General features: G+C 61.1%; 17 protein-coding genes. 7 read left to right on the plus strand and 10 right to left on the minus strand.

The window, feature by feature from the left end; translation table 11 throughout:
• Nucleotides 1–16: 16 nt before the first annotated feature.
• A complete protein-coding gene (locus tag ACZZZU_RS16150; protein ID WP_463551182.1) occupies nt 17–469 on the plus strand; it encodes a secondary thiamine-phosphate synthase enzyme YjbQ in 453 nt (150 codons plus the stop codon).
• Between the two features lie 77 nt (nt 470–546).
• Complete coding sequence (gene sutA, locus ACZZZU_RS16155; RefSeq protein ID WP_122497526.1) at nt 547–879, plus strand: transcriptional regulator SutA; 333 nt, start codon at nt 547–549, stop codon at nt 877–879.
• 253 nt (nt 880–1,132) lie between these two features.
• On the opposite strand, the gene ACZZZU_RS16160 is transcribed toward sutA, so the two are convergent.
• The 6 genes from ACZZZU_RS16160 to lptM are packed head-to-tail and all read right to left on the minus strand — an operon-like array spanning nt 1,133 to nt 5,677.
• The gene (locus tag ACZZZU_RS16160; protein ID WP_463551183.1) at nt 1,133–1,828 is read right to left on the minus strand and encodes an HAD family hydrolase; all 696 of its coding nucleotides are present in this window, start codon (nt 1,826–1,828) and stop codon (nt 1,133–1,135) included.
• Complete coding sequence (xerC, locus tag ACZZZU_RS16165) at nt 1,825–2,721, minus strand: tyrosine recombinase XerC (RefSeq protein ID WP_463551184.1); 897 nt, start codon at nt 2,719–2,721, stop codon at nt 1,825–1,827. The genes ACZZZU_RS16160 and xerC overlap by 4 nt, the downstream gene beginning before the upstream one ends.
• A 39-nt stretch (nt 2,722–2,760) precedes the next feature.
• Nucleotides 2,761–3,462: a DUF484 family protein gene (locus tag ACZZZU_RS16170; RefSeq protein ID WP_122497520.1), complete on the minus strand. Its 702-nt coding sequence runs from the start codon at nt 3,460–3,462 to the stop codon at nt 2,761–2,763.
• On the minus strand, nt 3,459–4,289 hold the full coding sequence (gene dapF / locus ACZZZU_RS16175) for a diaminopimelate epimerase (protein WP_463551185.1): 831 nt from the start codon (nt 4,287–4,289) through the stop codon (nt 3,459–3,461). The genes ACZZZU_RS16170 and dapF overlap by 4 nt, the downstream gene beginning before the upstream one ends.
• Nucleotides 4,290–4,294: 5 nt before the next feature.
• On the minus strand, nt 4,295–5,542 hold the full coding sequence (gene lysA, locus ACZZZU_RS16180) for a diaminopimelate decarboxylase (RefSeq protein ID WP_122497516.1): 1,248 nt from the start codon (nt 5,540–5,542) through the stop codon (nt 4,295–4,297).
• Between the two features lie 9 nt (nt 5,543–5,551).
• Entirely contained in the window at nt 5,552–5,677 is a 126-nt protein-coding gene (lptM, locus tag ACZZZU_RS16185; protein ID WP_122449649.1) for an LPS translocon maturation chaperone LptM, read from the minus strand.
• A 159-nt stretch (nt 5,678–5,836) separates the two neighbouring features.
• Here lptM and ACZZZU_RS16190 point away from each other — a divergent pair, with 159 nt between their 5' ends.
• The 5 genes from ACZZZU_RS16190 (at nt 5,837) to ACZZZU_RS16210 (ending at nt 8,930) form a co-directional block, all read left to right on the plus strand.
• A complete protein-coding gene (locus tag ACZZZU_RS16190; RefSeq protein ID WP_463551186.1) occupies nt 5,837–6,874 on the plus strand; it encodes an AraC family transcriptional regulator in 1,038 nt (345 codons plus the stop codon).
• A 62-nt stretch (nt 6,875–6,936) separates the two neighbouring features.
• Entirely contained in the window at nt 6,937–7,269 is a 333-nt protein-coding gene (cyaY, locus tag ACZZZU_RS16195; RefSeq protein ID WP_122497512.1) for an iron donor protein CyaY, read from the plus strand.
• A 1-nt stretch (nt 7,270) separates the two neighbouring features.
• Nucleotides 7,271–7,492 (plus strand): DUF1289 domain-containing protein, encoded by a 222-nt coding sequence (locus tag ACZZZU_RS16200; protein ID WP_206000663.1) that lies wholly within the window; start codon nt 7,271–7,273, stop codon nt 7,490–7,492.
• A 182-nt stretch (nt 7,493–7,674) separates the two neighbouring features.
• Entirely contained in the window at nt 7,675–8,079 is a 405-nt protein-coding gene (rnk, locus tag ACZZZU_RS16205) for a nucleoside diphosphate kinase regulator (RefSeq protein WP_122497510.1), read from the plus strand.
• Nucleotides 8,080–8,129: 50 nt separating this feature from the next.
• The gene (locus tag ACZZZU_RS16210; protein WP_122497508.1) at nt 8,130–8,930 is read left to right on the plus strand and encodes a lipase family protein; all 801 of its coding nucleotides are present in this window, start codon (nt 8,130–8,132) and stop codon (nt 8,928–8,930) included.
• A 66-nt stretch (nt 8,931–8,996) separates the two neighbouring features.
• Here the strand turns inward: ACZZZU_RS16210 and ACZZZU_RS16215 are convergent, their stop codons facing one another.
• From ACZZZU_RS16215 to ACZZZU_RS16230, 4 genes are all read right to left on the minus strand, one after another.
• Complete coding sequence (locus tag ACZZZU_RS16215; protein WP_463551187.1) at nt 8,997–11,843, minus strand: class I adenylate cyclase; 2,847 nt, start codon at nt 11,841–11,843, stop codon at nt 8,997–8,999.
• Between the two features lie 137 nt (nt 11,844–11,980).
• Nucleotides 11,981–12,226, minus strand: a complete 246-nt coding sequence (locus ACZZZU_RS16220) for a TIGR02647 family protein (RefSeq protein ID WP_122449656.1) — start codon at nt 12,224–12,226, stop codon at nt 11,981–11,983.
• A gap of 98 nt (nt 12,227–12,324) precedes the next feature.
• Nucleotides 12,325–13,104, minus strand: coding sequence for a substrate-binding periplasmic protein (locus ACZZZU_RS16225; protein ID WP_463551188.1), 780 nt, complete (start codon nt 13,102–13,104; stop codon nt 12,325–12,327).
• A gap of 106 nt (nt 13,105–13,210) precedes the next feature.
• Nucleotides 13,211–13,495 (minus strand): hypothetical protein, encoded by a 285-nt coding sequence (locus ACZZZU_RS16230; protein WP_463551189.1) that lies wholly within the window; start codon nt 13,493–13,495, stop codon nt 13,211–13,213.
• Between the last annotated feature and the right edge of the window lies 1 nt (nt 13,496).

Genomic DNA, 13,496 nt, shown 5'->3' on the forward strand with positions numbered 1-13,496 from the left:
ACGAGCGGAGATGCTTATGTGGCAACAACGCGAATTCACCTTGCAGGCACGCCCGCGAGGCTTCCATTTGGTGACCGATGAGGTGACGGCGAAATTGCCTGAACTGGCTGGCTACCGCTTGGGTCTGTTACATCTGTGGCTGTTGCACACCTCGGCTTCACTGACTATTAACGAGAATGCCGACCCGGCTGTGCGACGCGACTTTGAGCGGTTCTTCAATCGTCTGGTCCCTCAAGTTGGCAGTGCGTATGCCGACATCAACGACCAGGACGTTTACGAACACAACGACGAAGGCGCGGACGATTTGCCCGCGCACTTCAAGGCCAGTTTGTTGGGGTGCCAGGTGACGCTGCCGATACGTGCGGGTCGTTTGGCCTTAGGCACCTGGCAAGGGATTTACCTGGGTGAGCACCGTGATCACGGTGGCCCCAGAAGAGTGCTTGCGACCCTGCAGGGCGAGACTCTTTGAATTTTTTCTGGCAATGCGCGACAGCGTGTATTGCTGGGCTATAACTAACCTGCTTTTCGCAAGTCATGAGGTTAAACATGAGCGACGAAGATCTGGAACAAGACGAACTGGAAGGCGGTGCGGAAGACGACGGCGAAGAGCTGGCGGCTGCTGACGATGGCGTGGCGGATGACGCTGACGACACCGACAGTGACAGCGATGTCCCCGTAAAAGCTGGCAAGAAAGCCAAGGCGGCTGTCGACATCGACGAGCTTCCTAGCATCGAAGCCAAGCAAAAGGAACGCGATGCGCTGGAACGCGCCATGCAGGAATTCTTGTCCCGTGGTGGCAAGGTGCAGGAGGTCGAGCCTAATGTGGTTGCCGATCCGCCCAAGAAGCCGGACAGCAAATACGGCAGCCGCCCTATTTAGTGTTTAGCCCAACAAAAAGCCCGCCATTTTGGCGGGCTTTTTGTTGGGCTTATCGATCGGCTGCGCGTCGGCGATGCTGCGTTGAATTTTGATTTTGAATGCTCATGGGCTACAGCCCACTGCGCTTCAAAATCAAAATTCGCCTTGCCTCGCTCTAGCTCGCTCGATCTCGACCGAGTAAAGGCAGACCGCGTTTTCCCCGTCCTGTAGGAGCGGCTTTAGCCGCGATTGGATCGCCGGCTTGTCGCCGATCTCAACCCCACTGCGCCAACACCCCAGGCAACTGCGCCAACGCTGTAATCTCGGCATCCGGCTGCCCATCACCTTCCCAGCTCTTCCCCTGCGGATTAAACCAAACCGCCCGCATGCCCGCGTTCTGCGCGCCCCGGATATCGTCGGCAGGATGGTCGCCAACGTGCACGCCGGCGGCAGCTGCAACGCCCGCGTGTTGCAAGGCGGTGATAAAGGGCAACGGGTCCGGCTTTCCGACACCGAGGTCTTCGGCACACAGGGCGAAGCGAAAGTAATCGGCCAAGCCGAGCCGGCGAACATCAGCGTTGCCGTTGGTGATCACCCCGAGCATGTAACGCTCGGTCAAGCGCTCCAGCGTGGGCACGGTGTCGTCGAAAAAGGTGATGCGATGGCGCGCATCGAGCATGGCGTGGAAGGCGTGTTCGGCCATGTCTTTCGCGTGTGCGGCGCTATAGCCAACGCCTTCCAGTGCCTGAAACAACGTGCGGCGGCGCAGTTCGCTCAGGCGGTAACGCAGCCCCGGCTCGGCGGCGAGCACTTGGCTGCGGATGGTCCACAAATGTTCAACCGGCTGCGCCGCTAGGAGTGGCGCGTTCTTGCTCAGCCAGTCACGCATCGCCGCCTCGGCGCCGGTGATGACGGGGAGGTTGTCCCATAGCGTGTCGTCTAGGTCGAACGTGATCAGTTGGATGCTCATGGTTCGCTGCTTTTACGTTTGGCGCGGGGATGGGCACTGTCGTAAACGGTGGCCAAATGCTGGAAATCCAGATGGGTATAAATCTGCGTGGTGGCAATGTCGGCGTGGCCGAGCAGCTCCTGCACGGCACGAAGGTCTTGTGACGACTCAAGCATGTGACTGGCAAACGAATGGCGGAGCATATGCGGATGCACGTGTTGCCCCAGCTCGCGTACGCCGGCTTGGCCGACGCGCAATTGAATGGCGCGCGGGCCAAGGCGCTTGCCCTTGGCGCTGATAAAAACCGCGTCGTCCGCAGGGTTGGCCAAGGCGCGCTGCGCCAGCCAAGTTTCCAATGCTTCACGCGCCTTGCGGCCCAGTGGCAGCACCCGCGTTTTGCTGCCCTTACCCAACACTTCGACCAGGCCACCCGGTAGATCCAGCTGCTGCACATTCAAGCCCGCCAGCTCGGCAAGACGCAGGCCTGAGGAGTAGAACAACTCGAGCATGGCGTGATCGCGCCGGCCGATGAAGTCATCTTCCACCGCGCCGTCGAGCAACTGGGAGGTGCGGTCGGCGTCCAGCGTGCGCGGCAGGCGACGTTCACGTTTGGGCGGAGCGATGCCGGTAGCGGGGTCGTGTTGGCACACGCCCTCGGCGATCAAGTAGCTGTACAAACCGCGCGTGGCGGAGAGAAGACGCGCCAGGCTGCGTGCCGAGAACCCTTGCTGATGCAAGCGCGCCACGAAGCTGCGCAGCCTGCGCACGTCGAGCGCAGCCCAGGAGTCGATCCCTTGAGTGCCGCATAACTCAATGAGTTTGAGCAGGTCGCGCTGATAGGCGTCGAGGGTGTTGGGCGACATCTGCCGTTCGCTGCGCAGATGTTTCAGGTAGGCGTCGAGGGCAGCTTGCATCAGGCGACGCTCCTGGCTAACGGCGAACTGCCCGGACGCTTAGCGTACCGAGCGAAGCGGCGTGGCGAACCGCGGTAAAACGCGGGCAAGCACTTCGGCGATATAGCCAAGGAACAACGTGCCGAGCGAGCTCTTGTAATGCTGCGGATCGGGGCTGCCGATGGCGAGTACGCCATGCAAACCCTGATGACTGAGGGCTACCACGGCTGCAGAACCGACGCTCTCGCGTTCTTCTTCACCAAACAAAAACGCCAGCTCATGGCTGCGCAGCACGCCGCAAATGGTTTTGCCGTCGGCCAACAAGCCACCGATGGCTTGATGCGCTTCGGCAAAACTCACCGAGCGGCCCACGCCGGTTGGCGTTTCGCTGAACAAGGTGAGGCTGACAAAGGGCACCTGAAATTCGTGGCGCAGGCTGTCTTCAACGGCGCTGACGACTTCTTCCAGCGTGCCGGCGTCGAGCAGGTCGAGCACCAGGCGGCGAGTCTTATCGAATAATCGATCGTTGTCGCGGGCGACGTCCATCAGTTGCGAAAGACGGTGGCGCATCTCGATGTTGCGCTCACGCAGCAGCTTGACCTGGCGCTCGACCAGCGACACCGACTCGCCGCGCTGATGCGGAATACGCAGCTCGGGAATCAACTCGTCGTGGTCGACGAAAAACTCCGGATGCGCGCGCAGAAATGCGGCCACCGCTTCGGCGTCCAGAGGGGTGCTCTCGTCTTGCTGCTTATCGGTCATAGGCGAACCTGCCCTTCATAAACCCGGACGGCGGGTCCGGTCATCATTACGGGTTGCCCGGCGCCGGCCCATTCAATAAACAGGCGACCGCCAGGCAGTTCGAGTTGCAGAGGCGAATCCATCCAGCCCTGGCTGATGGCGGCAACAGCGGCGGCGCAAGCGCCGGTCCCGCAGGCCTGGGTTTCTCCGGCGCCGCGCTCCCAAACGCGCAGCTTGGCGTGCTGGCGATCGGTAATTTCAAGAAAGCCCACGTTCACTCGCTGAGGAAAGCGCGGGTGATGTTCCAGCTTAGGGCCCAGGGTGTGCACCGGCGCTTCGGCGACGCTGTCTACGCGCAGCACCGCGTGCGGATTGCCCATGGACACCGCCGCCAGCGTGACCGCTGTACCGCCGACATCCACCTGATAATTCAGCGCCTGGCTCTCGGCCTGGAACGGAATGCGCGCTGGTTCAAGAATCGGCGCGCCCATGTTCACACTGATTTGGCCGTCGGGGCGCACGTCCAGCTCGATGATGCCGCCAGAGGTTTCCACGCGAATCTGGCGTTTCATGGTCAGGCGCTTGTCCAGCACAAAGCGGGCGAAGCAGCGTGCGCCGTTGCCGCATTGCTCAACTTCAGAACCGTCGGAGTTGAAAATCCGATAGCGGAAGTCGACGTCGGGATTGCTCGGCGGCTCTACCAGCAATAGCTGATCAAAGCCCACGCCGGTGTGGCGGTCGCCCCACTGTTTGGCGTGCTTTGGCTGGATATGCGCGTGCTGGCTGACCAGGTCAAGAACCATGAAGTCGTTGCCCAGGCCGTGCATTTTGGTGAATCGCAGCAGCATGACCGTTACTCCGGCAGCAGGCTTTCGCCAGCATAGAGTTCTTGCACGGTCTCGCGGCGACGCACTTCATAAGCCTGTTCGCCGTCGACCAGCACTTCGGCGCAACGGCCACGGGTGTTGTAGTTAGAGCTCATGGCAAAACCATAGGCGCCCGCCGAACACACCGCCAGCAAATCACCTTCTTCCAAGGCCAGTTCACGACCTTTGGCGAGGAAATCACCGGTCTCGCAAATCGGCCCGACGATGTCGTAAGCGCGCGCGGCGCCTTCGCGCGGCTGCACCGGCACAACGTCCATCCACGCCTGATAAAGCGCGGGGCGAATCAGGTCGTTCATCGCCGCGTCGACGATGGCGAAGTCTTTGTGTTCGGTGTGCTTGAGGTATTCCACCTGCGTCAGCAACACGCCGCCGTTGGCGACGATGTAGCGGCCGGGTTCGAACACCAGTTTCAGGTCGCGCCCAGCGGTACGCTCGCGCACGGCCTTGATGTAATCGCTGACCAGTGGCGGCGTTTCGTCTTTGTAACGCACGCCAACGCCACCACCCAGGTCGAGGTGGTGAATCTGAATGCCGCGCGCTGAAAGACGGTCGATCAGCGCCAGCAGGCGGTCGAGGGCATCAAGGAACGGCGGCAGGCTGGTCAGTTGCGAACCGATATGGCAGTCCACACCCAGCACTTTCAGGTTCGGCAACTCATGGGCGCGGGCATACACCGCTTCGGCGTCGGCAATGGCGATACCGAATTTGTTTTCTTTGAGGCCGGTGGAAATGTACGGGTGGGTGCCGGCATCAACGTCGGGGTTTACGCGCAGCGAAATGGGCGCAATGACGTCTTGCTCGGCGGCCACCAGTTGCAGGCGTTCCAGCTCATCGGTGGACTCGACGTTGAAGCAGTGCACCCCCACTTCCAGCGCGCGGCGCATGTCGTCGCGGCTTTTGCCCACACCGGAAAATACGATTTTGCCCGGCTCGCCACCGGCGGCCAGCACGCGCTCCAACTCGCCGGAGGAAACGATATCGAACCCGGCGCCCAGGCGGGCCAGCAGGTTCAGTACAGCGAGGTTGGAGTTGGCTTTGACGGCGTAGCACACCAGATGCGGGACGCCTTGCAGCGCGTCGGCATAGGCATTGAATTGCGCGCTGATGTGCGCGCGGGAATACACGTAGGTGGGCGTACCAAAACGCTCGGCAATGGCGGACAACGCCACACCCTCCGCAAACAGTTCGCCTGTGCGGTAATTGAAGGCGTGCATACCGCCTCCTTAATGGGTGTGTTCAGCGGAAGGTTGGTCTTCGCCTGGCAGATACAGCGGGCCTTTCTGGCCACAGCCGGTAAGCAGAGACGAAATGGCGACGAGCGCGATAAGGGCAGTCAGTAGCCGCTTCATGGCGGATTCCTTGTAAAAGCAGTGATTGCGCCGGAGTATACCGGCCGCCCGGCGCCTTGCCTATGCGCCGGGCGATAGACCGGAGCTCCCGCGCAGCGGGCCCTGACGCTATCGTAAAAGCGTCTACGTTTGTCCCTTCACGCCCCAACAGGAGCTCTGATGCACACACCTGCGCCACTGGCCGGTTCGGTTTCGGTCGCCTATTTCCAAGGCCTGTTGGACTACCTGGCGCGCCAGGGAATCGCCACCGAAACGTTGCTGGCGCCCTTGCACGTAAGCCCCGAGCTGTTGGCCCAGCGTGATCAACGCGTGGCCGCCTCGGTGTATCTGGCAGTGATGGAAAAGGGCGTTGAGCTGACGGGCGATGCGCACTTTGGGCTGCACCTCGGCGAAGCGGTGCGGCCGGGTTACTACGGCGTGCTCGGCTATTTGCTGATGAGCTGCGCGACCCTAGGCGACGCCCTGCACCGGCAGGCGCGCTACGCCACCTTGGTCGGCAGTCTTGGGCATGTTGACCTGGCCGACGAACCTGAGCGTCCCGGCCTGGAGCCACAGGTGGCCCACAGTTGGCAGCCGTTATTGGCGCAGCAACAACGGCACCTGTGCGAGGAAACGCTGGCGGGCTGGACCACCTTTGGGCATTGGATAAGTGGCCTTGATGTTGCTCCCACCGAAGTGCGCTTCCAGCACGCAGCGCCGGCTGATGCGGCCGAGCACCAGCGCATCTTTCGTTGCCCGGTGCTGTTTTCCCAACCCGACAACGCGCTGGTCTTCCCCAAGCGCCTACTGCTTGCGCCGCTTGGCCAGGCCGATGCGCAGGTGCGCAAGATGCTCGACGGTTACGCCGACCGCCTGCTTACCGAAATGCGCCAAGAGCAGCACGTGCTGGACCGCGCCCGCTTGGAACTGGCCAAGCAACTTGCTGAACAGGGACCGGACCTGGAGCGCCTGGCGCAGACTTTGGGGCTCAGTCCACGCACCTTGCAGCGCCGTCTGCGCGAGACCGGGTTATCATTCAGCCAACTTGTCGACGAAACTCGCCAGCAGTTGGTGCTCAATTACCTACGCGATCCGACGCTCGAGCTGGCTGACATCGCGTTTTTTGTTGGCTTCAGCGAAGCCGGTTCCCTGGCCCGCGCGTTTCGCCGCTGGACCGGACAGAGCCCCGCCGAGTATCGCCGCACGCTAGCCGGCTAATGCCTACAACTTGTCGCAACGCACCTGCGTCGTTGCCTTAATTTTTGCCTGAGGTGCCCGTTATGAGTTTGACCGAAGCGCGTTTTCACGACCTGGTGGATGCCACCCAGGAATCGGTAGAAGACATTTTCGATGACAGCGGCCTGGACCTCGACCTGGAAAATTCCGCCGGCATTCTCACCGTGCGTTTTGCCAATGGCTCGCAGTTGATCCTCAGCCGGCAGGTGCCGATTCGCCAACTGTGGGTGGCGGCTCGCTCTGGCGGTTTCCACTTCGATTACGACGGCGCCACTGATCGCTGGATCTGCGACACCAGCGACGAGCTGCTCGGCGAAATGCTCGCGCGCATCACGCTTGAACAAGCTGGCGAAGCGATCGAGTTCGATGAGCTCTGACATGAATGCTCCGCAAATTTTCCAGCCACAGGCGCAAGACGCTGACGTGGTGCTGTCGCCATGTCGCCGCGAATGCTGCCTGGATGACGACGACGTGTGTTTGGGCTGCGGGCGCTTGCTCGCTGAAATCCGCGAATGGAAAGCCGCTGATAGCCCGCGTCGCCGGCAAATAATCGAGTTGGCCCAGGCGCGCGTAAAGCCATCGCCGTTTCGGCAGTCTTGACCAAGCAGTCATGTCTTGTGCTACGGTCGGCACTCGCCTCACCAGAATGAGGCGCCTGCAAACCCCGGCTTCGGTCGGGGTTTTTCTTTAACTGCCGCCTGGAATTTGCTGCGGCCCTCATTGGGTTGCGACGTTCCGCTGGTAGCCGCTGCCTGGCTGCCACTGACTATGAGTACTGCGTTATGACCGCTCCAGCCATCACCATCACCCGTCTGGACCTGCAACGCCTTGAGCGTCTGCTCGAAAGCCTCGACGATTTCGGCCCAGGCGCCCAAGCCCTCGAAGAGGAGCTGGCGCGCGCCAATGTGGTCGGCCATGACGAAGTGCCGGCCGGCGTGGTGACCATGAACTCGCGAGTGGTTTGCCGGGAAGAAAGCAGCGGCAAGGAATACCACCTGACGCTGGTGTATCCGAACGAGGCGGGCGGCGAGGGCACCGTATCGGTTCTGGCGCCCGTAGGCAGCGCGCTGTTAGGGCTGTCGGTTGGCCAACACATCGACTGGCCGACCCCGGCTGGAAAACTGATTCAGCTGACATTGCTGGCAGTCGAGTACCAACCAGAAGCCGCCGGTGCCTATAGCCAGTAATCGCCAGGCGCTTTTAGAGTAGGCGTTCATTCAGTGGCAAGGAGGCCGAGATGCCCAGCCTACCGATGTACTTCCCGCCTGCGTTTTCCCTGCCTCAAGCGTTGCTCTGCGCCCAATTGGTGAACTGCGCTTATCAGCAGTACGACCAATGGATGGCGCAGCAGCAGCCGCGAAAGCCTGAAGACTTCCATTGGCAGCTCCCCGACATGCCCGGCTGGCAGTTTTCAGCGCCGGTGTGGAGCGTGCTCAGCGAACTGCATTTTCTCAACGAGTCCGAGCCGTTCGGCTTTGCGGCGCGCGACCCGCAAGGCGCCGTTTACCTAGTGTTTCGCGGCACTGACACGGCGCAAGACTGGCTGGATGATCTGGATGTGCCGCAGCGCAGCTACCCGTGGAAAAGCGACGTTGGCCTGGTGCACGACGGCTTTTTGAAGCTCTACACCTCACTGCGCGACCTGGCCTTGCAAGCGCTCGACGATATGCGCCCCGAAGGTGCGCTGTGGGTATGCGGGCACAGTTTGGGCAGCAGTTTGTCCACGCTGGCGGTTCCTGATATGCGCGAACGCTGGCCCGGCTTAGCGCTGCAACACTACAACTTTGCCAGCCCGCGCCTGGCGTCTCCCTCGTTCGCCGCGTACTACAACGGCCTGCAGGTGCCGACCTTTCGGGTTGTGAACGACAGCGACCTGGTTCCCGAAGTGCCGCCGGGCGTCAGCGGCACGTGGCTCTACCAGCATGTTGGCCAGGCGATTACGTTCACCGCCAGCTACGCCAGCGTGCTGGGCGACCACAGCCTGGCAGGCAGCTACCTGTACGCGCTGAAAAACCCACAGGCGCCCATGAAGGCGTAAGCCGAGACTCACTGTTTTTCACTGCGGCAGCGGCTTCAGCCGCGATGGGCCAAACGGGCGAGCACGTTACGCACGTTGCAGCGCGCTATTGAGCGCAGCCTCCAGCCGGGTTTTGTAGCGCAGGTAATGGATGGTCTGCGTTTGCCCCTCACCAAGCACCCGCGACAGATCCAGGTCGGTGATGTAGCACGGATAACGCTCGTGGCCGCTACGTTGCGAAAGGATGTGGCGGGCCACGGCGCTGAACAGTTCATTGCCGTATTCCAACTCGGAGAATTCCCGGTGGTTACAGAACAGGGTGACGTGCACCCGTCCTTGCTCGGCGGGTTCGACAATCGCCTGAACGTCGTAAAACGGATGGCTGACCGCCGACTGCGGCGCCGCGCGGCGCTCCAGAAATTGAGCCCGGGAAGGCGCCGGCGGCAGCACTTCGTAATACAGAATTTCCAAGTTGTCGGTCAAAACCGGGTCGGTATCCAGCGGCAGCTGCGCGTTGCGGCGGTACAGCACCGACTGTAGAAAACGGTGCAGCGGCGTCAGCAAGCTTTGCTCATCCCGGAACGGAAGACGCTGGCGCCAGAGCGCGTTGCGTTCATCCAGCGCGGTCAGCTCGGCGGTGTCTTCGTGCAAGCGATAGAACACCTGAATGCAGTCGGGTCGGCCCAGCGGCAGAATCATCGCCAGGTCTTCGCCTTCCAACGCATGGCGATCCAAGTGCAGCGGACTGTAGCTGTTCAGCTCGCTGCCCAACTGCTCCAGCAATGCCGGCAGGTTGTTTAGCGCCACATGGTCGACATGGCCGGGCGTTAATTGCAGCACGTGGTATTGCTGCTGAATCTGCACCAAATAGCGCTGGCCGCGTTCGCCCACGAAGTGCGAAAGAATATCGCGGAATAATTCTTCAACACGCTCGGCAATGGCCTGGGCACGGTTGCGACAGAAGCACCGCACTTTCAATATCGGCAACGCCCCGCCGGGCGGCAGGCTATTGAGGAAGTCACGCAAGCAGTCGAGCAGCGCATGGGTGCCGTCGTAACGACTGACTGACAACTCGTTCCAGCTGTTCAAACTCACCTGGTCGAGGGTCAGCACCAGATTCTCGCGCACACCCGAATAGCCTAGGGAATCCGTGCGGCCCGTGGTCATGTGCACGTTGAGCTGGCTGTGCTGTTTGAGCGGGTCGATGCCGACGTTAACCAGCAACAACACCTCGCTCGGCGCGCTGCTGTGCAACAACGCTTCTTCGCTCACGCTCGGCAATGGCAGCGGCACGGCTTGTTGCAAGCTGGTGAGCAGATTGGCCAGCTCGAATTCGGTGAGGTCGCTGTCGCCAGGGTGCAGGGCGATGCGCGTGCTGCTGTCGATCACGCCATTGCGGTGACACCAGGCCAGCAGCTCAATCAGTTCGCGCGCCCGTTTCAGCGGGGCAAAATCACGCCATTCCTGGCCGCTGAGGCTGCCGTTGAACAATGCCCATTGGCTGTCATCGGTGCTGTCGCTGTTGAACACCAAAGTCAGGTTGTCTTCGGCCAGGTCCGGGGCAATGCCGGGGTTGATGAATTCGATTTTGCCGGCCTTGCGCTCGAAGGCGGCGTACAAGCGTCGGCCCAACACGCCAAGGTCGCGACTGTTGAGTGAGCTGGCGACCTGTTGGGTGCGGGCGAACTGCGACAGGAACCGGTAGCTGTAGGTCAGCTCGTTGACCAGCACGCGGCGTTCGGCGCTGACCTGCCGAACCTTCCATTGGCTGCGGCTATCGAGCATCGCCAGTTGCCGCTGCTGCCAGCCCCAGCCTGCAGTGAGTTTCTCCAGCAACAGACGCTGCCAGCTTTTGCGCCGGTTGCGCGGCGGGTTGCTGATTTTTTTGTTCACCTTGAGGTACAGGCAGCGCCGGATCAGTTCCAGGCGCTCGGTTTCGCCGCGGCCACTGAGGTATTCCTCGAGGCGGCGGTACACCACGACGTACGGGTCGAGCTCGTCGAGGTCGAGCTGGTTGCTGAACACCGCTTGTTTGAAACGCAGGCTCAGACATTCAACGTTCGGGTGTTCGCTGGCGTACACCTCGGTCAGCAGCAATTTGAGCGCCGACTTGTAAGGCGACTCGATGCCCTTGAACAACTGCCACATGCCAGCGCCGATAAATTCGCCCGGCGGAATGGTGGCCAGATGGCCAAGATCCAGCACTTCATCCGCACGAATAAACCGTTTGCTCAGCAACTGATGGGTGTATTCGGCATAGCGTTTCTCTTCGTACACCGGCACCAGCCACCACAGCGGCGTGCGCCCTGCCAGCCAGATGGCGGTGCGGTAGAACTCGTCCAGCAACAAGTAATGTTGCGTGGTGCCGCAATCGTCGGAGGTCAGTTGGGCTTCGCGGTCACCGACGGTGAAGCGCGCCGGATCGATCAGAAAGAAATGCGCCTCGGCGCCTTGGGTCGCCGCCCATACTTCCAGCAGCGTGCATTTGCGCGCCAGCTCTTGCAGTTCTTGAGCGCTCAGGTTCGGCGCATGGCACACCCACACGTCCATGTCGCTCTGCTCGGCCTGCGCCACGGTGCCGAGGCTGCCCATCAGAAACAGACCATGAATTGGCAACGGCGGATTGCCGCGCCGCGCCTTGTACACGAACGAGCGGGTCAGGCGTTGGGCTTCGCTCAGCAGTTCGTCGTCGGGTTCATAACCGGATACGCCGGCCGGCGTCTGGCCGGAGACGTAGCCCGGAAGCAGCGGGTGGTTAACGTGGAACAACAACGGCAACAGCTTGAGCACCAATTGCTGACGCGTCGACAGCCCTTGCATGGCGCGGTCCAGGCGCCCGCTGTTGACCTTGAGAAAGCGCGCGCGCAGCTGCGTCAGCACCTTGCGGTCGATACCCTCGTCGATGTCGGGACGAATTTCCTGGGTGCGCGTCATAGCTAACTCTTGCCGGTTGGTGGGGCTAGATTAGCAGCCGCGAAACGCCGGGGGCAGGGGGCTGTGGCTTGATTTACGGCGGTGAGGCGGAGCAGGCAAAAGCAGCGGGGCGCCGCCTTTGCCTGAGTCACAGAAGGTTAGGCCGCTTCTTCAACGGTGAGAATGGTCAGCAGGTCTTGGGCATGTTGCGCGGCGTCTAGCCCGAGGCTGGTCAGGTAGCCGCCATCGGGCAGCGTCACCAGGCCTTTTTCGTGCAGGCGCTGGGTCGCGGCAATGGCCGTGGGCGAGGCGATATGGTGAACCTTGAGGCCTTCCTTGGTGTTGGAAAGGTTGTACAGGGCAAGAATTTCCAGCTCAGCAATCAGTTCGGGTGTAAATGACATGTTTGCTCCAGATTTCTTGTAGTGCGCCAACGCTCAGCATTGAGTCGGTGGCAGCGTGGACCCCAACTAGCGGGCAGGGGGTGGTGGGTGGTTGCCGCTTACTTCGCGGCGTTCTGTTTGTTCCTCCAGGTGTCGATGATCTGTTGATAGCGGCCGTCGCTTTCGATTACGCGCATTCCTTGATCGAAACGTTTGAGCAGGTTTTCAGCGTCTGGATGGTGTCGGGAAAAGGATAGATAAAGATCAGGGCGGTGCACGGTCATGACCGGGATAAATTGCCCACGCAGCTCCGGGTGCTCCTCGAATAGCTGCAGCGCGGTTCCTCGAAATGCCAGCATGTAATCGACGCGCGAGCGTTGCAACATCAAAAACCCGTTGAGGTCTTTGCGCACCATGATGCGGGTCAGGCGCGTGTCATTGTCGAAGTCGGCGCCATATTCGTAGCCATTGGTGACCGCCACGGTTTTGCCCACCAACTGGTCCAGATTGCTCACCGGCTTGGCGCTGTCATTGCGCGCCCACAATAAAACCGACTCGCTGAACAAGGGGTGAGTGGGCAAGCGGTAGTCGGCAGCGATTTGCGCATTGGGCGAGGTGTTGAAGCACGCCACAATATGCCCGCGCAGCGCCAGTTGCATGCAGCGGGTGTAGGGGAAGGAAACGAGTTGAATGTCGGTGCCGGTCGCGGCGAATGCCGCTTTGACGATGTCCACCGACATACCGGCAATTTCACCATCGCGAAGCGCCGTATAGGGATACCAATCGTCTTCGGCGCCGATCTGGATGGGTTCGGCCTGAGCGCGGGAAATGCCGAGGGCGGCGACCAGCAGGGCCGCACACAAGGTTGTCCAACTGCTGAAATAGACGCGATGGGTCATCGATTCAGGCTCGGGGACCGCCCAAGTGTTGGGCGGGACCATGGCAGGATGCTATGACCACGAGGCTAATCCGCTGCGCTGAGTCAAGGCAAGCGCTGCTTAGGTATTAGTCAGTGTCTTCCGAACCTTCAGGTAATTCGGGCAGCGCGCGAAGGGCTTGTTCGTACCAGACCGTGTCGAACGGGCGGTCTTCATCCAGCATGGCGTCAATTTCGAAGGCCAACACCAGCGCCATCAAACGCAACGCCTCTTCACGCGGATAGCCCACCAGCGTCAGCTTGTTGAAGGCGGCGTTAGCGGCAGGCGGGGTGTCGGTTTCGAGCTGATTTTCAATGGCTTGGACCAGAGTTGCTTCAGCGAAGGATTCTTCGCTCTCATCAATGTCGCTCATG

The sequence above is a fragment of the Pseudomonas sp. AC136 genome (genome assembly GCF_979258585.1).